Annotated in this window: 20 protein-coding genes; 10 read left to right on the forward strand and 10 right to left on the reverse strand. The window is 35.8% G+C overall.

The window, feature by feature from the left end; translation table 11 throughout:
- Positions 1-45: 45 nt before the first annotated feature.
- Genes AC3OCB_RS01390 through AC3OCB_RS01400 form a run of 3 tightly spaced genes read right to left on the reverse strand, consistent with a single transcriptional unit; the run spans position 46 to position 1,458 of the window.
- On the reverse strand, positions 46-813 hold the full coding sequence (locus tag AC3OCB_RS01390; RefSeq protein ID WP_498340392.1) for a hypothetical protein: 768 nt from the start codon (positions 811-813) through the stop codon (positions 46-48).
- A 4-nt stretch (positions 814-817) separates the two neighbouring features.
- Positions 818-1,306: a hypothetical protein gene (locus tag AC3OCB_RS01395; protein ID WP_498340393.1), complete on the reverse strand. Its 489-nt coding sequence runs from the start codon at positions 1,304-1,306 to the stop codon at positions 818-820.
- Positions 1,294-1,458, reverse strand: coding sequence for a hypothetical protein (locus tag AC3OCB_RS01400; protein ID WP_498340394.1), 165 nt, complete (start codon positions 1,456-1,458; stop codon positions 1,294-1,296). Before AC3OCB_RS01400 ends, AC3OCB_RS01395 begins: the two co-directional genes overlap by 13 nt.
- A gap of 273 nt (positions 1,459-1,731) precedes the next feature.
- On the opposite strand from AC3OCB_RS01400, the gene AC3OCB_RS01405 reads away from it, so the two are divergent.
- Positions 1,732-2,850 carry an IS5 family transposase gene (locus AC3OCB_RS01405; RefSeq protein ID WP_498340395.1) on the forward strand — a complete coding sequence of 373 codons (1,119 nt, stop codon included), beginning with the start codon at positions 1,732-1,734 and terminating at the stop codon, positions 2,848-2,850.
- Between the two features lie 166 nt (positions 2,851-3,016).
- Positions 3,017-3,520: a hypothetical protein gene (locus AC3OCB_RS01410; RefSeq protein WP_498340396.1), complete on the forward strand. Its 504-nt coding sequence runs from the start codon at positions 3,017-3,019 to the stop codon at positions 3,518-3,520.
- On the opposite strand, the gene AC3OCB_RS01415 is transcribed toward AC3OCB_RS01410, so the two are convergent.
- Positions 3,500-3,748, reverse strand: a complete 249-nt coding sequence (locus tag AC3OCB_RS01415; protein ID WP_498340435.1) for a DUF8196 domain-containing protein — start codon at positions 3,746-3,748, stop codon at positions 3,500-3,502. The two genes, AC3OCB_RS01410 and AC3OCB_RS01415, sit on opposite strands and share 21 nt — an antisense overlap.
- Positions 3,749-3,835: 87 nt before the next feature.
- Positions 3,836-3,979: a hypothetical protein gene (locus tag AC3OCB_RS01420; RefSeq protein WP_498340397.1), complete on the reverse strand. Its 144-nt coding sequence runs from the start codon at positions 3,977-3,979 to the stop codon at positions 3,836-3,838.
- Between the two features lie 50 nt (positions 3,980-4,029).
- Between AC3OCB_RS01420 and AC3OCB_RS01425 the strand changes: the two genes are divergently transcribed.
- On the forward strand, positions 4,030-5,259 hold the full coding sequence (locus AC3OCB_RS01425; protein WP_498340398.1) for an RNA-guided endonuclease TnpB family protein: 1,230 nt from the start codon (positions 4,030-4,032) through the stop codon (positions 5,257-5,259).
- Positions 5,260-5,552: 293 nt separating this feature from the next.
- Here the strand turns inward: AC3OCB_RS01425 and AC3OCB_RS01430 are convergent, their stop codons facing one another.
- The 3 genes from AC3OCB_RS01430 to AC3OCB_RS01440 form a co-directional block, all read right to left on the reverse strand.
- Positions 5,553-6,023: a hypothetical protein gene (locus AC3OCB_RS01430; protein ID WP_498340399.1), complete on the reverse strand. Its 471-nt coding sequence runs from the start codon at positions 6,021-6,023 to the stop codon at positions 5,553-5,555.
- 191 nt (positions 6,024-6,214) lie between these two features.
- Positions 6,215-7,387: a hypothetical protein gene (locus AC3OCB_RS01435; RefSeq protein WP_498340400.1), complete on the reverse strand. Its 1,173-nt coding sequence runs from the start codon at positions 7,385-7,387 to the stop codon at positions 6,215-6,217.
- Positions 7,388-7,471: 84 nt separating this feature from the next.
- Positions 7,472-7,771 (reverse strand): hypothetical protein, encoded by a 300-nt coding sequence (locus AC3OCB_RS01440; RefSeq protein ID WP_498340401.1) that lies wholly within the window; start codon positions 7,769-7,771, stop codon positions 7,472-7,474.
- 91 nt (positions 7,772-7,862) lie between these two features.
- Between AC3OCB_RS01440 and AC3OCB_RS01445 the strand changes: the two genes are divergently transcribed.
- On the forward strand, positions 7,863-8,603 hold the full coding sequence (locus tag AC3OCB_RS01445; protein WP_498340403.1) for a nucleotidyltransferase domain-containing protein: 741 nt from the start codon (positions 7,863-7,865) through the stop codon (positions 8,601-8,603).
- Positions 8,604-8,889: 286 nt separating this feature from the next.
- On the opposite strand, the gene AC3OCB_RS01450 is transcribed toward AC3OCB_RS01445, so the two are convergent.
- Positions 8,890-9,540, reverse strand: a complete 651-nt coding sequence (locus AC3OCB_RS01450; protein ID WP_498340404.1) for a GNAT family N-acetyltransferase — start codon at positions 9,538-9,540, stop codon at positions 8,890-8,892.
- Between the two features lie 1,079 nt (positions 9,541-10,619).
- Here AC3OCB_RS01450 and AC3OCB_RS01455 point away from each other — a divergent pair.
- From AC3OCB_RS01455 to AC3OCB_RS01475, 5 genes are all read left to right on the forward strand, one after another.
- Positions 10,620-11,885 carry an ATP-binding protein gene (locus AC3OCB_RS01455; protein ID WP_498340436.1) on the forward strand — a complete coding sequence of 422 codons (1,266 nt, stop codon included), beginning with the start codon at positions 10,620-10,622 and terminating at the stop codon, positions 11,883-11,885.
- A gap of 405 nt (positions 11,886-12,290) precedes the next feature.
- Positions 12,291-12,752 carry a hypothetical protein gene (locus AC3OCB_RS01460; protein ID WP_498340405.1) on the forward strand — a complete coding sequence of 154 codons (462 nt, stop codon included), beginning with the start codon at positions 12,291-12,293 and terminating at the stop codon, positions 12,750-12,752.
- Between the two features lie 162 nt (positions 12,753-12,914).
- Positions 12,915-13,847, forward strand: a complete 933-nt coding sequence (locus tag AC3OCB_RS01465; RefSeq protein ID WP_498340406.1) for a hypothetical protein — start codon at positions 12,915-12,917, stop codon at positions 13,845-13,847.
- A 566-nt stretch (positions 13,848-14,413) separates the two neighbouring features.
- Positions 14,414-15,847, forward strand: coding sequence for a thermopsin (locus AC3OCB_RS01470; protein WP_498340407.1), 1,434 nt, complete (start codon positions 14,414-14,416; stop codon positions 15,845-15,847).
- A 63-nt stretch (positions 15,848-15,910) separates the two neighbouring features.
- Positions 15,911-17,632 carry a DNA/RNA helicase domain-containing protein gene (locus AC3OCB_RS01475; protein ID WP_498340408.1) on the forward strand — a complete coding sequence of 574 codons (1,722 nt, stop codon included), beginning with the start codon at positions 15,911-15,913 and terminating at the stop codon, positions 17,630-17,632.
- Here the strand turns inward: AC3OCB_RS01475 and AC3OCB_RS01480 are convergent.
- The gene (locus AC3OCB_RS01480) at positions 17,613-17,738 is read right to left on the reverse strand and encodes a hypothetical protein (RefSeq protein ID WP_498340409.1); all 126 of its coding nucleotides are present in this window, start codon (positions 17,736-17,738) and stop codon (positions 17,613-17,615) included. The genes AC3OCB_RS01475 and AC3OCB_RS01480 overlap by 20 nt on opposite strands.
- Positions 17,739-18,479: 741 nt before the next feature.
- On the opposite strand from AC3OCB_RS01480, the gene AC3OCB_RS01485 reads away from it, so the two are divergent.
- On the forward strand, positions 18,480-20,387 hold the full coding sequence (locus tag AC3OCB_RS01485; protein ID WP_498340410.1) for a helicase HerA domain-containing protein: 1,908 nt from the start codon (positions 18,480-18,482) through the stop codon (positions 20,385-20,387).
- The last annotated feature ends 66 nt before the right edge of the window (positions 20,388-20,453 follow it).

The following is a 20,453-nucleotide window of genomic DNA, read 5'->3' on the forward strand; positions in this document are numbered from 1 at the left end:
CACAAATCGTTTGTCTTGCTCTGTCAATTAACCGTTCATTTTCAATTACACAATTTGTACTGGTGCCTTTTCTTTAATCTCCAGGTCAACGGCTTCCAACATGTGCACAAACCTACGTTTAGGCATCTTTATTAAGCTCTTTCTCCACAACCCGGTTAGAACAACATGATCACCGGGTTTAACCAACCCGGTTAAATCATCCTTAAGTATTACTTGCAATATTATCGGTTTTTCATTCGGTTTTATGGCATTTGGCAAGTTGCTTACAAAGGCGTACTGAAAATGACCGAGCGATGACATTGAGGGTATCAGCTTGAATTTTCCTCCTTTTCCACACAAGGGACAAGTGGTAGGCCTATCATCTCTTCCACTTAGTTCATAAAAGAACGTGGAGTTACACTTCTCGTGCTTAAAACATCCTATGACTATCCCTCTTTCAACTTCTCCAGCTAAGAGTACAATTCCTTCATAGTCTTTTAAAACCTCTTCTGTCTCAAGCCCTGGCAAAATGTCAGCATCTACTTTAAATGTTATGCCGATCTCCTCTGTGCTCACGTTAAATGCTGAGTCTATCACGTTGATTAGTTTCTCAAGTTCATCAACAACCTTAGGCAATATGTCCTCTGGTTTGTTTAACAGTTTGACTGCTAATACCCAATCATACTTGTAGAAGTCTGAAAAGTACACAGTTAACGTTTTGTCAGCCTTCTTTCTCATCTGCTTTAACATCTTAATGTATTTCAGCTCACCCCTTTCGTCTCTAAAGTTCTCGATAAAGTCAATGAACCTCTGGACATAATCTACTTGTGTCATATCATCACCTCTTTAAGACAAGGAACCTTATGAAGTCCACAAATTCAACGACGAGAAACTCGTGTGTTACACTACCCTGCTTTACCTTTCGATATTCCAGTCCCAGAATTTCAGCCAACTCCTCTAAAGTCAATGACACACTCATCTGTCTAACGATCTCCCTGGCAAAATCAGAAGTCATTATAACTACCTCCCTCCCTTTCTCGTTCTTTAGCGTTGCCCCTTCCAACCATCCTCTGGCGAGTAAAGTCCTTGTCTTGATGAACCACTCTATAATGTTGTCTAACTGAGAGATGACGTCCGGGCTTTTCTCCTTATACACCTTCGCTAACTCCTTATCATATTTTTCCAAGTCCTTAACATCCACGTTGAAGTGGGTCTCTCCCATTATGCCTGTCTTTTCAGCTAGTTTCCTATACTTGTACTTTCCGTTGTTATCTTTGAAGTTCTCAAGGAAGTCTATAAACCTTTTAGTATAATCTATTTGCTCCATGTCCTAATCCTCCACGTGCTAAATTCGTTCTCATTTTTTCTCCCTTGTAACGGGTTATGCTCGTTATTTGTAGAAATCTCTGAATCACCAAACGTCTTTACAGTTATCTCATCTTTACTGACTTCCTCGTGAACATTTGCCTTGAAATTCATTTTATCACTTTGGTATGTAGTCCTTTAAATATGGGACTAACAAGCGAAAGTTTTATGTCTAACGAAGTAAAGTCATGACTATACAGCAAAGCGTTAAAACTAGAAGTTCTCAAATAACAAGCGTTAAAGACTTTATGCTTCTCTCTCAATACAGTAAATGTTCAGTGTATAGGTAGGTGCGAAGTTTAGAAGCTTTTTCACGTCGCTATTAAAATTATAAGCTCTGTAGAAATCCCTTGAAAAGCATTTATTTATTGAAGGTATTACCGTATTATGACTTATCGTATTATGAAAAGATTACCTAGATTCACGAAAAAATCACTAGAATATAAGTTGATAAAACAGGCTGTAATTACATCAAAAAGACTTCTCCCTCCTTATTCCTCCAAGTTCTCAAAGAGGAAGTACAAGCAGTATCAGCTCTTTGTCATACTGCTTTACAAGGTCTGGGTAAACGTAAGCTATAGAGACGTCATAGAAGTAATATCTTCTAACCCCGTGTTTGTCTCCCTCTTGTCCCTCTCTGATATACCCCACTTTACAACAATCCAGAAGTTTTGCAAGAGGGTTAGCATGAAACTCATCACTTCTGTCTTCAACAAGGTTGTGAAGTCTTTTGAGGGACTGTTAGGAAATATAATCATAATTGACAGCACTGGGTTTTCCGTCAATTATCACTCGTTCTATTATGACAAGAGGCTTAACGATTTTGGGAAGAGAGTTAGGAGGAAGTACGTAAAAACAACAATAATTGTTGATGAAAAATCGCAAATGATTGTTGCATTTGACGTCCATTTTGGGGAGATCCACGACTCAAAAGAGTTTAAGAAGGTGTTGGAAAACATGGACAAGGAATTAGTTAGCAAGTTTAAAATCATCATTGGTGATAAGGGGTATGACTCAGAGGAAAACCACGTTATTACCAAGAGATATAACCTTTTAGCTATAATACCCGTAAGGAGTAAAGACGTTCCGATACATCGTACAAAAGGGGAGTATAGGAAGAGGATGAAGAGGCACTTGTCAGAAGAGTACAAAAGGAGGTCAATAGTTGAGACTGTACATTCAGTAATAAAGAGGAAAAGTGTGTCAATAGTTAGGTCAAGGATTCCAGAGTTAACTGAAAAGGAAATTGCGTTAAAGATAATAGCGTATAACATAAGAAGGGTAATACTCATAAGTAATTCTAAATTTATTTTTGTTATTATAGGTTTTCTACAGAGCTTGATAGAGAGAATAACTTATAAAGAACCGTTATACTCGATAAACGTTGTTTATGTTTCTCCTAGAGGGACTACACATTCGAAAGAGCATGATGAAATAATGAGACAGTCCGGATTAGATAGACATACAGCCTCAGCTTACTTAATAGCGTTAAAGTATCTAAGATAGTCCTAATTGAGAACAATTTATATTTTAACAAGATATTTAAGCTTAAGTAGAATTGCTCTAAAGCATCATATTTCATATTAAATCATCAAAAAATCGAAACAGATTCCCAACCCCCATATTTAGTTAATAATAAAAACAAATAAACTTGGTTGTTATAATAACATAGATGAATATTGAAGAAATAAACAAAGAGATATTGTTTGAAGGAAAAGTAATAAGCGGGAAGTTGGTGATTGCTTCTTCATTTCTTATTGAGCTTGAAATTAAGGTAGAGAGTGAGAACGAGAAGATATATGTGCACAGAGACACCTTTTCACTAAAAGTACAGCACGAAATGAATTTAAGTGACGAAGTCGAAACAGAGAAGCTTTCAGCATCTTACGAAAAGGAAGGACTGCTGGACAGGGTGAAGGACTGGGAGGAAATTTATCTGCGCTTAATTTCATGCATAGAAGATACTGAAGAGTGTAGAAGAGACAAGGAGCTTTTAGAGAAGCTGAAGCAAAATAAGCTATCTGTCGATGAATTTAAAAAGATGCTGGAAGATCTTATTGTCTACCTAATCATTGACGACGGATCAAACTATATTGTTAGGTCGGTTCTTAAATTAGTGAGAAAATGGATAAATAAAATAGATCGCATTAAAATTTTAGAGCTTCAAAGGAGTTAAATCACCCTCTTCACCTAAAGTTAGATAAATCCCTTTTCTTTTGAACTCCTCAATAAGCTCCTCAGTGACTCTCTTCGCATATATCATAGGAATTATCTTCTTTTTCTGATACTCGGGCTTTATTTTCAGCAGTTTCTCAATTGACTTCTCTAATGAAAATAAAGTCTTTAAGGTAACTCTTCTTCTAACTTTTCCTAGAACCAGTTTGTCACCTAGATCAGCAACTATAAATTCTGCACCTTTTTTCCAAAATGATTGGTATAATCGTAGCCTTTATTCCATTTTTTGATTAACTCTAGTTATTTTTACTTATTTCTAATCACTTTCCTCAATGACTATAACTTTCACTTTCTTTCCGTGAAGCTTCTTCAACTTTTCTTGATACTCTTTTGGCGGATATACAATGTATCTGTTCATTGTCTTAATCACTTTTCCATCAAAAACATATATTGATACCATGATATAATTGTAGTGCAAAAGTTTATAAATTTGTACTATAATAAAAGATTGTGGAAGCCATACAATCGATGAACCCGTTTATTCCCTCAGAGGAGGGGATGGGTGAGAAGTATAGACTAGCGTTAAAAGCTGAGGCTGAAGTTTCAAATAGAGAGGAGTTGCTGTGGGAATTAGTGGAGTATCGCTATAATATGCAGAAACTTGTGGACGAGCTGTGGAGTTTAAAAGAGGTGCCTGGAGTTGGCCAACTACACACAATGTTCTACGACAGATTGACAAAACAGCTAGGCTACAGAGCTCATGTGACAAGAATAATGTACAATAAGGCTGCTAGTCTAGTTGATTCTGCAAGAGATAGCGGAGCTAAACATGAGCCAGTACTGAAAAGGCTAACTGCTGAATTTGACAATCAAGATGCTAGAGTTGATCTGAAAAGGGGTGAAGTTAGAGTAATTTTTAAGAGTAAAAGTAAGTGGTTTACTCTCAGGTTAAAGCACAGAAAGGAATACATTAAGAAGTTTCAGAAACAGATGTCAAATAAGAAATACAAGTGGAAAGAGGTGTATGTATCATACCACAACGAAAAATTCTACGTTAGCATTGTTTTTGAAGTCGAATACAAACCTTATACTCCGCTAGGTGTTATAGGGCTTGATGTAAACTTAAGAAAGTTAGTGTTTTACGACGGTAAAAAAGTAAGAAGGGAAGACACTCCATTTATCAAAGCCCTCTCATTAAGGGCAAAAGCTGAAGAGATTCAGAGAAAGTATCCAAAGAGGTGGAGGTATAACAAGAGAATACTAAACAGAGTGAAAAGTCTCTACAGAAAAGCTAAAAATATAGTTATAGACGGGTCTAGAAAGTTTGCCAAAAGACTCGTTTTATTTGCATTGAAAAAGAAAGATGCTATCACGTTAGAAGAACTAACTGGTTTAATAGAGGAATTGAGGAGCATGAGCAAACAGAACAGGTGGAAGACGTTGCACTTAGATTACCGAACACTTCAAAACGCTATAATAACTAAGGCAATAGAATACAACGTCCCGTTTTACTTCATAGACCCAAGAGGTACGTCAAAGTTGTGTTATAGATGTAGAACTGAGTTAGTGTTCCATAGTAGATTTGGTGTTTGCCCAAGATGCGGATTTATTGCTGACAGAGACAAAAACGCGGCCTTGAACATCTACAAGAGGATGTGGGGGAGCCTTGGGTCTCTCCTGAACGCCCCTGCAGTGAAGGATGAAGCCAGACGGAGCAGGGGAAGAAGAATGAGGGGATGAGGGGGGCTGTGCTGAAGATGCCATCTCGTATTTAGAAGTAACGAGAAATATGCGGAAGTAAGCTCCTGACCCGAACCCTTTATTCCATATTCTCTCTCTAATTTATCTTCTAAGAATCTGACCGTGGCCTCATTCAAATATGGCTGTGCTAAATCATTTAGCTTTCTGACCTTTTTTCTCACTTTCTTTTCAAGCAAGTCCAGTTCTTTATCCAAATTGCTTTTTACAATTTATTTTCATTATCAGATATTAAAAACGCTTTATGTATCATTCCACTGTTACTGTTTATAGGTCTAATCCTTAACACTCATGACTACCTCACGTTTATGAAATTTAACCTTTACATTTTCACTTTTTACCGCGCTCTTCACTTTTTCAGTTAATCCAAGAAGTCCTCCTTTCGTTAATGAATTAAGATACTCCAATAATTCAAGGAATAATTGTTTTGCTTCACTTTCACTAATTTGTCTTTTTGCTATCTTCTCCTCATATCTTTTCATTATTGTTTCATTAAATTTAGCAAGAAGATCTTTGTCTTCTGGTGTTTCAAAGTCAATAATTTCTTTAGTTTGTTCTTTGTCATTTTCATCTATGTAATAATATCGATCAATACCAATACCAAAGTTATCCCCATTTATGGTAAAGTTCTCTCCGTCTTTATTATACTTAATGAAATACCCAGCAAGACGATTATTTATAAAGTCTAGGGATGCAGAAAAGCTAGAACTATCAATCTCAAGTACGATTTCATCAATATCTCCCATTTTTTGATCCCTAGATTAAAACTGCTATAACCTAATATTTAAACTTTCAAAGCTAGCGTTTCAACTATCTGCTTTACGTTGAGATAGAAAGCTTAAGCATCGTTGGTCTTGATCGAAGCTATACTGCAAAGTTTAGGAAATACAACATGCTAAAGATAGACAAAAATACTGGTAAAGAATGCATGTTTAGCTCACTTGTATTGTTTTGCTTTATCTATAATCTCATAATAGTCCCTACCCTCGTCTATCTGTTCAAGAAACCAAGTATAAAACTCTCTGAAGATTTCTTCGGCGTTTAAATAAACAGCTTCAAGCTCCTCATGCCTAAGGTTGCTACGCCCTTGATGCACAATAAAGTTTCTTTCAGTTCTAAGTTTTTCTAAGGGTTTTCTTATCTTACTAATGTCACTTGGTCTCAGGCTTCTAGTCAACCTATCGTAATGGTGATCCTTAAACATAGTCTCAAATGCTATCGCCAATTCAAGAACCTTATTCTTAACTTCATTTTCCTCACGCGACTTATTGAACCACTTTAAGGCTATCCCCAACTCTTGTGGCAACTTGTCTTTCACACGCTTATAGATGTCCCATAAATGGCGCAGACGATCAACTTCATCTAGCTTAAGGACATACTTAGCAGTCTGTAAAGAAACGTGGTAAGAACTCCTAGTTAAAATATAGTAAAACCTCTTCCCTGCTTTAGGGTATCTTAGCACAATGCTGTTTGAGACATAACCTCTCTTAAATAATCTCATTATCGCTAAGAACTCATCCATGTCAAGTTGAGTTTCGATGCACCACATATTCTGTATTACTCCTAAATCAGACTTAACTATTAGACCTAAGCTGTTAGCATAACCTAACTTTATTATCTGCTTTATCTCCCACTCACTTAGCTTACGTATTCTGTATTTATCTATTGTTACTTCTTCTGCTCCTTCAAGCTCAAAGTTTTCAAGCACTGTTATTGTCACAATTTCCTCATTATATATGTAGGAAGACAGCTCGTTAAATAGATCCTTAAATTTCTGCTCATTGAACCCACAGCCAAATTCTTTAATATACTCATATGCTAGACGTATTAAAACTAGAAATAAATAAGTTTCACAATTCATATCACAGTTAATTCCTAGCCTTTTAGGAAAATCTTCACGAAGCATAAACTCTAGAGATCTCTTAACAACTTCATGTTCTTTAAGGTCCTCCAAAAGCTTTGATTCATCAAACTGCGGTTTAATCACTGGAACGAGTTGCCAAACCTTAGCTTCTATTTCTGGTTCAAAATCTAGAATTTCCTGATGCTCACATATATATTCTACAATAGTCCTAACGGCGTTTGCAAATACGCTAAAGGTGTCACTCATTGATTCTTGGTTTAAAATATAGAGAATTAAAAGTTTAAAGGTTTAGGTTAATTGCTTGATTTTATGCTTAGTAACTTTCTTAAGCTATTTGCCTGACCCTAAAGCATGCAAAATGAAGAACTCAACAATGTCAATTATTGCTTTCTTGTCTTCACCACTCTTAGTAACTAGAACAAAATGCTTAACCATTTTGTAAAACTTTCTGTTTTTAATTGAAAGCTCTTTGTCACCAGCTTTTATATATACACCACCTTTCCTAATATCGACAAATATTTTCTTCTTTTCATTTAAGATTGTGATTATTTCATGCCTAACTACAACAACGTCGTTTTCTAAGTCATTCTTCAACTCATCAAATATTTTCTTAACTTCATTTCTCTCCATCATAATTACTAAGGAAAAATATATAGAGAGAGTAAATAAAAATTGAGAGAAGGATGGAAACGTGCCGAGACAACGTCAACAGTTATTATAAATGAAAGAAGAAATACATCATGTGGAAGGAAAAATTAAGCTGCTAAAAGAAACTATATTGAACGTTGCAAAACAGCTTAACATTAAGATAGATAGAATAATCCTTTTTGGCTCTAGGGCTAGAGGTGATTGTAGAGAGGACTCAGATTGGGACATTTTAATCGTGACAGAGGAGAAGTTGAATAGAGAAAAGGAACTGGACTTTACAACAAGGATATCTTTAGAACTCCACAACTACATAGAGCAGGATATAGAGTTAATTACAGTTGATAAGAGAACATTTGAAGAGCACAAAACTCCAGCTTATGTATATTACTACGCAGAAAAGGAAGGGAAACTTCTGTGGTACAACAAAATTAGGGAAGACGTCAAATACCTATTGAAAAGATCCTTGGAAGAATTGAGAGTGGTAGATCACTTTAAGTCTGGAGACCAAATTTGCCCTTTTTGCTCATGGGCTGTCAGAGACCTCCTAAAGGCATTCCTAATTTTTAATCAGCAGTTTGACTTCTCAAACGACATAGTTGAGCTAGCGACGTTATGCATGAAAATTGACAAAGAGTTCAAGGAGATATTTGAAGGGTCTATTGACGTTTTTGAGAAATTAAAAATGTATGACGACTCATTTAAGAACTCTATCCTTTTTGACGTAGATAAAGAAGAGGCTCAAAAAGTGATTGAGGTTGTCGAAAAGGTTAAGGTATTTGTATTAAAAAAGGTAGTTTCTGAGCAGTATGAATAAGTATTATCATTTTCTTTGCCTATATAACTTCCAATATATTACAACATATAACGTTCTGATCTCGATATAGACTCATCAAAAATTATGGTAACTAATAAAAATGGAAAAGCATAAAATTTTGATGATGCTGAGAGCTCAGCTAACCTGAACTTGATGAGGACTATCACCCTCTCTGAGCAGGACACGACATATTAGTCAATTAATAGACCGTCTTAAATATGCTATTGAACTTAACATTCTTATAAAGTCTTAATTACCTAAAATGACGCGGTATGAGAGACGTTAGTTAACCACTCGGTTTAATAGTTAATCTATACACATTTAGCTCTTCTCTGGGCTTGTTCGCACGATAGAAGTCTATTGCTCTTCTATCGCTTTCTGCAGGCCTTATTCCTCGGATTACTCTTACCACACTAAACCACTCATGTCCTAAAGTCTTAGTAAGCTTAGCTATTTCCACTAGGAGTCTAGTACCTATCCTTTGTCTCCAATAGGGTCTTGAGACGTGCACACCATAGTCTATGTTGCTGCTTTTAGGGTTATAGCAGGCTGATCCAACGAGTTCGCCAATCGGTAGCTTAGCAATGAGCACGTAATCTTCCCTCGGTGGTGGCTTGTAGAAACCCCAGCTACTTCTCTGTACGACTTCAACAGCTGAAAAAACATTATTGTTTACTTTGTCAGGCTCGTAGACCTCAACAATTACCTCTTGATTGGGCTCTAGGAAAGCATTATTGACATCGTAGACGAAAACCTTACTCCATCTGTCGTAAAGACCTTGAGGCAACTCAGTGCCAGTAGCTAGGAGTAAGTCAACATCTCCACTCAAGCTCTGGTTTAAACAATCACTGCTAAACTCATAGCATAGGGTGAAAAGGGCTTTACTCTTAGAACGCTCCCAGTCTAGTATAAGGACTGGAGGGTCATTGAACTTCACCTTTATCTCCTTGACTCTCTTTACCCAAAAAAAATCCCAAGCACGCTAAGCCCTTGAAGCCACTCTACCAAGCATTCTACCCTATTAATAAGGCATAAACACGTCATTACCATGCCCTCCTAGGTTGTTTGATATAGCATCAAGTTTTAAAACTAACTCGATTAATTATCCCTAATATCTTTAACAAGTTTGCCCCGTGAGTTACGGACATCCCTCATTTTTATATATCTTTGTGCATTCCCTTGATAAATATTCGTTTACCATCACTTTTTGATTCCTCTAAATATTTCATCTTTTCCTCTTAGCTTTTCTATTGTCCTTTATCGAGTAATGGGAATCAACACTTTCTTCTTGATCAACTGTTTATACTATTAACTTCCAATTTTGATAGTATAGCTCTAGTTCTATCGCTTTCACTATTCCTTTTTCCACGTCCATCTTTTTGACATTTATAAATAGTGGTTTGCTTGAGATAACAAACTCGTAGTTCTCGTTTTGATAAATTACTGAAAAATGGCTTTCGATATTTTTCTAAGTCTACCTCCTTAGTTGCGTCTATCAGTTGCTAAATTTGAATTTCATATTGCCAACTCTGATGGTAGCAAAACGTAAACATAATATTAAAATTTTCGCATATTTTAGCAAATTTTTGGATTTTTTCATTAAAGTGTTCAGTTAATAACTTCATTTAAATGAATAACATAACATTTTCATGTAAACATGTCATAACTTAGAGAGAAATGCTTATTAACAAGGATTGAGAAAATATAAATTGTAGGGGCGGAGGATTCAGAGGATGTGTTTCCTATCACAGTTCAATTCTCAAGCCCCTCAACATCTCCCCCGCCCCGATTAATTGTTGTATTCTGATTTAAAAACCTTTGCTTCTTCTATAATACCTAAATAATTATTAATTAAGTTTTTGCCTCATTAGCTTCAGTAACACCGCATAATGGAACTTTGGTTAAAACGTGAATTTTGATTCTTTTTTATCAAGTTTTCCGGAAAACTTGACAGTATACTAGCAAAATTTATATTAAACTTGCCAGTAAAATTATAATGTGTCATACATCTCTCAGATGAGCTTTCAAAACCCCTGGTGGACAGATAAAAACAAGATATTTGAAGATCAACATGTAAAGAAAGCTAAGGTTGTGATACCACATATAGGGGAAAACGCTTTGATTTTAGGCCCTAGGCAGGTAGGAAAGACTACATTCTTAAAGACAACAATTAAATCTTTGTTAGAAGACGAGAATGTAAACTCTAATTCAATCCTTTTCTTTTCATGCGATGCCCTTTCCAGAAAGGATGAGCTAATCTCTTTGATTAACGAGTACAGAACGATAGTGAACAAGGAAAAAGCTTACATATTTCTTGATGAGGTAACCTCGATAAGTGATTGGAACGTTGCTTTACTCCACCTATTTAACGCTGGTTACCTCAACAACTCTTTGGTGTATGTCACTGGCTCTTCATCAATAAATTTGAGAAAAGAAATGTTACCTGGGAGACCAATTAAGAAATTTGTATTTTACCCCGTCAATTTCAGAGTTTACTTTAACACTTTCGTAAAGAGACTTGATGTACCGAGAGTTGACGTAACAGATAAAGAGAAGATGTATGAGGTAGCTTTGCGTCTATCACCATACATTGCTGAGTTGAACAAGGCATTACTTGAGTACGTCAAGAGGGGTGGATTCTTTGCAACTTCCTTTGTTGATAATCCTTTGTCACTCTACGAGGCTTACAAGGACGCTATCTTATCAGAGTTCCTAAAGAGCGAGAGAAAAGAGAGCATCTTCAAATTTCTAACAAGGAAGATCATTGAAAGTTATGGGAGCAGAATCTCAGATAACTCAATAGCTAAAGAACTCGCTGTCTCCCATTCTACGGTCAGTGACTATTTAGATATAATGGAGAAGTTGTATCTAGTTAGAATTTTCAGAAAGGGAGAAGAAGGAGGTAAACCAAGCTACAGAAGCTTGAAGAAAGTTTACTTCATTGACCCTTTCATTTTTAGGGTTATGAAAATTTACAGCACGGGCAAAGACATGGAAAATGAGGAAGTACCGCATATAATTGAGGGTATAGTTGGAGAGCATCTTGCAAGGGAGTATAATGAGGTTTCTTATCTCCACTTCAAGAGCGGAAAAGAGATTGACTTCTTTGTTAAAGGGAGCTCAGTGGAAGTGAAGTGGGAGAAAAAGAAGAAGATAAAAAGTGGAAAAGTAGACTACTTGCTCACAATAGATGAATTTAACAAAAGTGAAGGACAAGTAACATTGCCGGTTTCTATTTTCCTTTATTTGATCTCTTCAGACAAGATATTCTATGAGATTTGATAAATCATCAAAAAGAAATTAACATAGAAAGCTAGTTGTACATCGTTAAGAGCTAAAGGTATTGTGCAAAGGATTCATTTCAACTGAAGAGTCTCTTAATGTTTAATTCCTTTCGAACTTATCTATAACTTCTAATTTTAATTTCTTTTAAAGAGGTTACCATTTATTCTTCTTTAATCCTCCCCTTAACTAATTTTTTATGCTCAAGACCGCTTATGAGTCTAGTATAATAAAAGTGCTACTAGACTTTCTTTAAGATGTATATTATAATTATTTCCTAGATTCTAATTATTCTAATGATGACACGTAACTACACACTGAAATATACACAGTAACATCTCAAGATTATTTTTATCTTCACCGATCTCTGTCCACCTCATTTACAGTTAAGATTAATGAAGTGAGGTGAAAAGGCTACAAAGTAAAAGAAAAACAAAGGGTCTTTCACCTATTTTAGGAACACTAATTATTTTTGTGGTAGCTTTAGGGTCTTTCGGCTTTATGTTATATTTATTTGTCCAGAGCATCATCAACATTATAACAACACGTATGAATGTAAACGCACAAGCGTTAATATTGGTTAATTCATCTTCTGGCAAAGCTTACCTTCAATACATTCTGATAAACAACAATAATTTTCAAGTTTTCATAAATCACATAAATATTAACAATCAAACGTTTGTGAGTGTCAATGTTACATTGAAGCCGAACGAGACCTCTGAAAACATTATAGAGTTACCAACTTCAGCAAGTTTTCAACTAGGTAATCAATACACTGTAACCTTTGTCGGTTATACAGCTTTTGGCATACCATTTTCTGTTAACACTACAGCTGTAGCTATTAATGCAACTGATATGAGGAGTTAAAAATTGTGAAATAGATAGAAAACTACTACTGCGAACAATCAAAGACATGTTTCATAAGCGTAAGTGCCTGTGTTTGATAAAAAACAAAAAACTATTGTTGTAATCTCTGAAATTTATTAGATGTAGACGAAGTTTTTAACTCTAAAATGATCTTATGTCAGAATGTTGTCAAATACCTTTGATGTCCTTTCTGGTTTGCTTTTATCCCTCATCCTAGTGGACTTTGCGTTAAGGTTAATTAAAAGAGAGGAAAGAGTAATAAAGAAATACTTTTCATATACTTTTCTAACTCTTGCCATAACACTTACTATTAGAATCGGTGTTCAGAGCTATCTTGACGAATTTCCAAGTGAAACCGAATCTCTATCAATTATACCTTTTTTCGTACATGAAAACCCTTACCTCAAAGCTCTTTGGTTAATTTACGCCTTATTCGTTGGGTATTTGAGAATAATAAGTGGTGTTAACGATTTAATACAAGTGCTATTAGCGTACGTTTTCACTTCCATTGGAATTTTAGTATTTGAAAGACTTAGTAAGAGGGAAATGCATAGAAAGATAGTACATATAGGTTTGGGAAGCTTAATAGGATATATTACTTTCATAAAACCTCTATACGGGATTTTCTTCATGATCTTATTGCTGGTTATAGGAGCTTTCCTCTACATGATTAGAGGAAATGAGTTAGTCAGCTTCTTCTTGAAGGAATATAGTAAAGATGGGAGTGGAAGAGAAGCGTTCACGCTTGTTATAGGAATTTTAGTTTCCTCTCTGATAGGACTTTTGCTAGGAATAAATCCGTATTTTGTAGCATTTTATTTGGCATGGGTAGATGGCTTATCTGCTATATTTGGAGTCAAATCTAAGGGAAAGAGTGTAAAAGGCTTTCTAGGAGGAATTATTGGAGGGGTTGTATCTGTCCTTGTTACAATGACAAACCCTCTATTTGCTATAATTATTCCTTTCACGGAGTATAAAGTAAGAAAGGTTGATGATAACCTAGTAATTCCCCTCGTCACTATTTTGTTTTATATACTACTTAATAATCTCTCCAAGGTGGGACTATTCTATCTTTCTCCTCATTTCCCATTTTAAACTGTGTTAGAGAAAGGAAAAACTTAAACAACAAACTTAGCGTTATCAAATATAAAATATTTATTTTCATAATTTACTATTTATTGTAGAACAAGAAATATTTAAGATTTACTAATTCATGAGCGTACAATTTAGATGAAAAGAAATATTAGACAGCAACAATTTGAGCAAATCGATAGATGAACCTTAGATAAGTATTTACACATAAACCAAGGTATAAGAAATGAATTTGTAATACCTAGCAACAGAAACTTTGCTATAGTTTTGTTTAAATTTTATAAAAACGTAGAGTGTCAAAACTTTCTCTCAAAGCAAAGGGAAACAAGAGCATGAAATTTTATCATTATCACAATCTTTAATATAATAGTTTAAGCCCTACAGAAAGAGTTTATTTATCACTATTTAAAGTTATAAGTTAAACATCTATCTAAAAGTAAAATTCAGCGAATAGCATTTATCTGGTTAAAAGAAGATCATATAACACGTACTTGACGTAAGAAAAAGAAATCACTAACTATTATATCATCATGAATATGTTTAAATATTGCTTAACTATTTTTTCTTACATGAAAGTTTATCCCTTACTCTTCATATTGCTTCTTTTCCAACTTCCTGCTATAGTAATTTCAATTATCATTCCTAGTGAGCCAGCTCCTATGGGCATTGGCTATTATGGGATAAACTCAGATAATTCTACATACTCTCTAAACACTACGGCTTGGTTAGGTATAATTACGATCTACAATTTATCGGCTACAGACAGCTTCAAGCCACAGCCTTACACTGTATCCTTTCAACTAAACACTGTTTTGCACTATGAGGAAGAAGGGAAAACTTACGCTCTTTGGATACAAAACGTCGCCTTTTACAACACCGAAACTCATGAAATGTGGTTTGAAGACGCAATTTGGAACTTCTCTCTTCCTCCTGCACAATTATTCGTTGAAGGTAGTGGGGTTGTTAGCTATGAGAATGGACAGTATTTTTATTCTTACTGTCCCAGGGACGAGGTTAACTTAACTTTACCAACTACTATTTACCTCATGGTAAACGTTTCAACACAGAACCAAACTGTCTTACACTTCTTTTACAACGATGGTCATGGCGGATGGATAAATTATGATAATGTAATTGTGGAAGTTGAAAACATTTCAAATGTTTACTTCCTTGTTAATGGAAGTGAATATCCACCAACTGGTCATTATTACGCTACTTGCCTTATTATGGGAGGTTATGCTTACTCTTCTACTGCTATGGTCAATGAAGCAAACGTGACAATGCAACTCTTTTATTGGAATGGGCATAATTGGCAAGAAGGAGTTAGTGCATATAATTTTGGGGCAATCACTGGAGAAAGAGTTGGCAACGTAGTTGACGAATTCACTTTCTTTGACGGTGAACCTATAGCTGTTATAACTTCTGGTTCTGGGAATGCAGGTTGGCTATGGACTGAGAAGAACGTTTCTACACTCACCATACATACAAATGTGAAGAGTGGGTTCGTGTTGTTATTTAACTCTAGTATACCTTCAGCTATTCAAAAAGGGGAATATCTCAACGTCTCTTTCGTTAATAACCTTGTTAATCTAACCTTAGAACCCTCAAATTACACTGTTCTGCTTTACAACTCATCGGGTGAGATTGTAGGTAAAACCACGGTAAACCTAGCTGGATCATCTGTATCAATTACAATCAACGGTGAATCAACACAGAGTCAGACAAGCACTTCTACTAGTTCGACTAACACTTCAACTCAATCTACTCAAAATATCACTAGTTCGACTACTACATTCCAGTCTACAGAGACAACAACTGAAAATCAATCTACAACGACACAAGAACACTCAAAGACCCTTATTTCTTCGACATCTATGTTAATTAGCGAATCAACTCAACAACAAGGACAGTTGACTATCTCTCTAAATTATCTTCTTGTTGCAGTAGCTGTGTTGATTTTCATCTTACTTGTTATGTTACTTTTGATAAGAAGAAAGAGATGATGAGTAATCTTTTCCTCGATAGAGACGTCATAAGCTTATAAACAGTCTCTCTTATTTAATAATATGGTATTACCACTTGTCTCTTTTCCGGAAAAGATTACTGCTGATGACTTAGTGAGGGAGTTTGAAGTCACTTATGGCAAAGAACCAGAGAAAGAGCAAATTAATGCTTGGAAATCGAGTTTGGACTTTCTTGTTCACGCTGGAATAAACTTACCTATCATCGCTGAACTGCCAATCTTTGGAGAGAGAGCAGACTTTGTCTTTGTAAATGACACAAAGGGCTTAGTTGTTGAGATGAAAGGGTGGAGAAGGGTTGAGGTGATAAATGATTACCTTGTTAAGGCTGATGGGAAAAAGGAAATAAACCCTTGTTATCAGCTTCAAAACTACGTAAATAAGCTAAACTATTTTCACTCCTCCAGAATCAATTTTGATGGGGTTGTCGTTGCTTATAACGCTGTTGAGCTTCCCTCATTGCCTTGTAAAGTAATAACTGACCGTGAAGAGCTAAAAGAGGTGGTTGAGAAGTTTACCCCCTCAAAGGAGGAGAGAATTAGACAAGTTATTAACGGAAAACTGTATATCAGCGACTCCTTAGTTGAGTTGCTAAAGAAGAATGGAAAAGAGATGTTAAACAACGCATCTCAAGTTTTGCTGTCAAGAGGTTATGGTCTCGGTGAAGAACAAGTTAAGCTTGTAGACAACGTGCTTTCCGCGTTAGAAAATGGTGAAGGGAAGACTTTCCTAGTTAGAGGAGAGAGCGGTTCTGGGAAAACTTTAGTTGCCTTAACACTCCTTTTCGAAGGTTTAAAGAGAAAGTACAGAACAGTATTAGCTTACAAAAACAACCGACTGCTGAACACATTAAGATATGTACTCCGCGAAGTCAGTGGAGCAATCATGTTCTATTCTACAGGTTTCGGTACTGGAGTCGCCGAACCTAAATTTGACCAGGACGTCAACCTAGTGATATTTGATGAAGCTCAGAGAATGAAGGAGAGCAATATTGAGATCGCAATGAGGAGAGGTAAAGTGAGAGTTCTTTTCTACGACGACTCTCAGATCCTTATAGGTGAAGAATCTGGTACAAGGGAGAACTTTTTGAAGTATGCTGAAGATCCCTTGGAGTACACTCTCCACTCAGCTTATAGAGAGAACGAGAATTACTTAGAGTGGGTTAGGAGTTTATTGTGGAGAGAACCCAAGAGAGCGGAAGACCTTGGCATCGAACTTAAAGTCTTTGAAAGAGTTGAGGACTTGTTAAGCGCACTTAAGGAAAAGAGTGACAGAGCCCTTATCTGTGCTTTTACAGAAACTGAAGGAGATAAAGAAGGAAAAGACCCAAAGAAAAACGTAAGGATTGGACCAGAAATTGACTTGTACAAGGGTGTTAATCTACGCAATATTATAGGAAAAGACAGAGTGGAGTGGCTAATGGATGAGAAGAAAGACTATCCAGCTTATTGGGCAAAAGAGAAGAAAAGAGATCTTTCCAAATGTTCTTCTGTCTATGGTGCTCAAGGGTTTGAGGCTGAGTATGTTGGTTTGGTTTGGGGTAGAGACATGATTTGGAGAGGAAAATGGGAGATAAACCCATCCGTTATTACTGACTATGTAGGTGGAACTAAGTACGGGTTAAAGTACATAGCTAAACGTAATAAAGAGCTAGGACTTAGACTCTTAAAGAACAGATACTATGTTATGCTAACTAGAGGAATAAAAGGAGTTTACCTTTTCGTGGAAGACGAAAAAACAAAGGAGTTTATAAAGGGTCTTCTTTGACGATTTTTATTTCGTCCTCTGAAATGTTATATTTCCTCATAAAGAATGTCAAAGCTTCCTTGTCTTTGAAATACAACACAATGTTTTTATATACGGCTTTAATCATGTGTGAAGGATATCCTAATAAATGGGAGAGTGCACAGAGGAATAAAGAAACTGTTACGATCTCTTATCAAATTCTGACTTACGTTCCCGTCTAAAAAGCTGAACGACTTTAGAGACCTTACAAACTGTCAATTTGCATTCCTCCTTCTTCCTTAAGACATTTGAACGCATTTTTTACTAAGACGTAATAAAGTACACTTCTTAGAACTAAGAGGGAGTATTTATCATCATTCTTTATCGATTTACCATTGAGATTTTATACTTCTTTCCAATTTATTTAATGTTAAATGCTAGTTAATCTGTTGATCGCCTCTTTAAGTTCTCGTGTATTGACATAAAGTAACTATTGGCAATATGCTTGAACATTTTTCAACGCAGTCACTACTAAAACCCATGACTTATAAACTAACTTCACTTAATTCAATCGTCGTTATAAAAAGAATTCAGTCTATATTCCCATCTAATTAAATAATAAAATTTCAACATCGATCTAAGAAACGTCTCACTCAACGTCATTTCTTCCTTGAAAAACTCTTAATACTTTTACGCAAACGTGAAATATACTTACCTATTTTTCCACATATGTGAAAAATTCGTATTACCTTAATATAAAAAATATGTTAAATACGGTGAATACAGTAAATGCTGATACAAGATTTTTCACAGATAACGAAAAATTACTATTTCATTTTTCTATTCTCCTTGGAGTTATATTTAAATTCTTTAACTTAAACTAATACCTATGGGAGAAAACCTATCAAATTTACTTAATAAAGCAAAGTCGCACGCTTCCGAAAACGGAAAACTTGTTGGAAGAGTTACACGTTATCGTGACATAATTATAAATGATAGTGAATACATTGGTATCGATGTTGATTTCAACAGTTACGTAGATGCAGACATTAAGCGTGGACAATACTTAGCAATAAGGAGCATTATCCGCCCAGTTATTATTTTAGGTCAAGTCTATTCTATTTCTAGGTCAGATGTTCTAGCAAGGATGGGTATCCAAGAAGTTAGCTACCAAGAAGACCCATCAACTATTATGACTCCTGCATATGTAGAGATTAAACCTATAGCTGAGGCTGAATATTCCCTTGAGGACGAAAAGTGGAGCTTAAAGAAGATAAGACCGGCCGTTTCTCCAGTAGACCCTCAATCTCCCGTGTTCATCCCAAATCCCACTTTGATTAAAAACCTACTAAGTATCCCTTCATCTGGTGTTTCGATTGGTAAAATCTACTCTGGTGGTGACACAATTGACGCAGTGGTTAAATTAGACGAAGAAGCCTTAACTCACCATATCTTAGTTATTGGTACTACTGGCTCTGGAAAGACTACTCTTTTAAAGAATATAATCACCAACCCCACAAGGAAGAAGACACTGGTTTTCGACAGACAAGGAGATTTTGTCTATCACCTAATGAAAAAGAAGGAGAAATTCGCAGTTGTTATGCCAGTTATTTATGAGAAAGACACTCACAAGATTTCTGTTAAAGACCACGCTGAAGAGTTTGCGAATTGGTATGGATGTAATAGTGTTGACGTGGTTAAAAGAGGTGCTGAAGTTTTATGTGGTAATAGCAAGGTGTTCGTGGTCCCTTACTCAATTAACTTTTACTCTAACATAGAGGAATTCGATAAGATAACTCCGTATTTTACATCAAGAGCTTCAATGTACTGGGGATCAATAATTGAAAAGACGTTTGAGAAAATAGAGAAGGCTCTTGATGAAGCTGCTGAGTTTATTGGTGGTGATCAAAAGAAAAAGGAGGATATAACGAATTATGTCTTCAACAACATTATGAGAGATCATCTTACCCCAGGGAAGTTAATTGACAGTTTATATGTCAACCTTGATGATTTAGCCAACACCTTAAACTTAAACTTAAGTAAAATTTCTAGTACTTCTCGAAAGATTTTCCCCTCAACCAACAACACAGAACCAATTGTAGTTATCGATAGTAAAAACAACAGAAGGACTATGTATATAAACACCGGAACAGCATTTAGGTCAGCTATAAAGGACTTGGAGATTTATCACACAACCAAGGACGTAATAGTTAGGGTCTTAAAGGCTTATGAGAGATATGGCATATTTTCAGTACCAGGTACTTATGACTTCTTACCAGGTGAGGTTTTCTCAGATTATGATGATGCTATAGTTGACCTTACATGGGTTATGAATAAATCAGCTTCAGTTGAAGCTGTAGCTACAGTAGCTTATAAGATCCTTGATGACTTCTTTTGGTGGAAAGATTCACAGTATCAGCAGACACATAAAGGAGGGGATTTGACCCTTATAATTATGGATGAGGCTCATGAATACTTCCCTCAAACAAATAGGGAGGACGTTGCGAAAGACGTAGTTGAAGGGTTGATAAATAGAATTATGAGGTTAGGAAGAGTGAGAAATATTGGAGTAATCTTAGCCACTCATGTGCCAGATGACTTAAATCCACTTGTGGTACAGCTAACAAACACTAAAGTAGTGATGAGAAATGATGAACATGTGCTGAACAGTTTAGGGATGGAGAAGTTCAAGGACTTTCTCAAATACGCTCAGCCTGGTATGGCCATAGTTAACTCATTGAGGTTTAAGGAAGTACCTATAGTGACTTTGTTAGATGGAGAAGATGAAGGGACGTAAAACAAACAGCTTTTTTCTTAGTGCGATTAACGTGATTAACTTCTTTTTCTCCTTTTCTTTCTTAGA

The sequence above is a fragment of the Sulfurisphaera sp. genome (assembly GCF_059755235.1).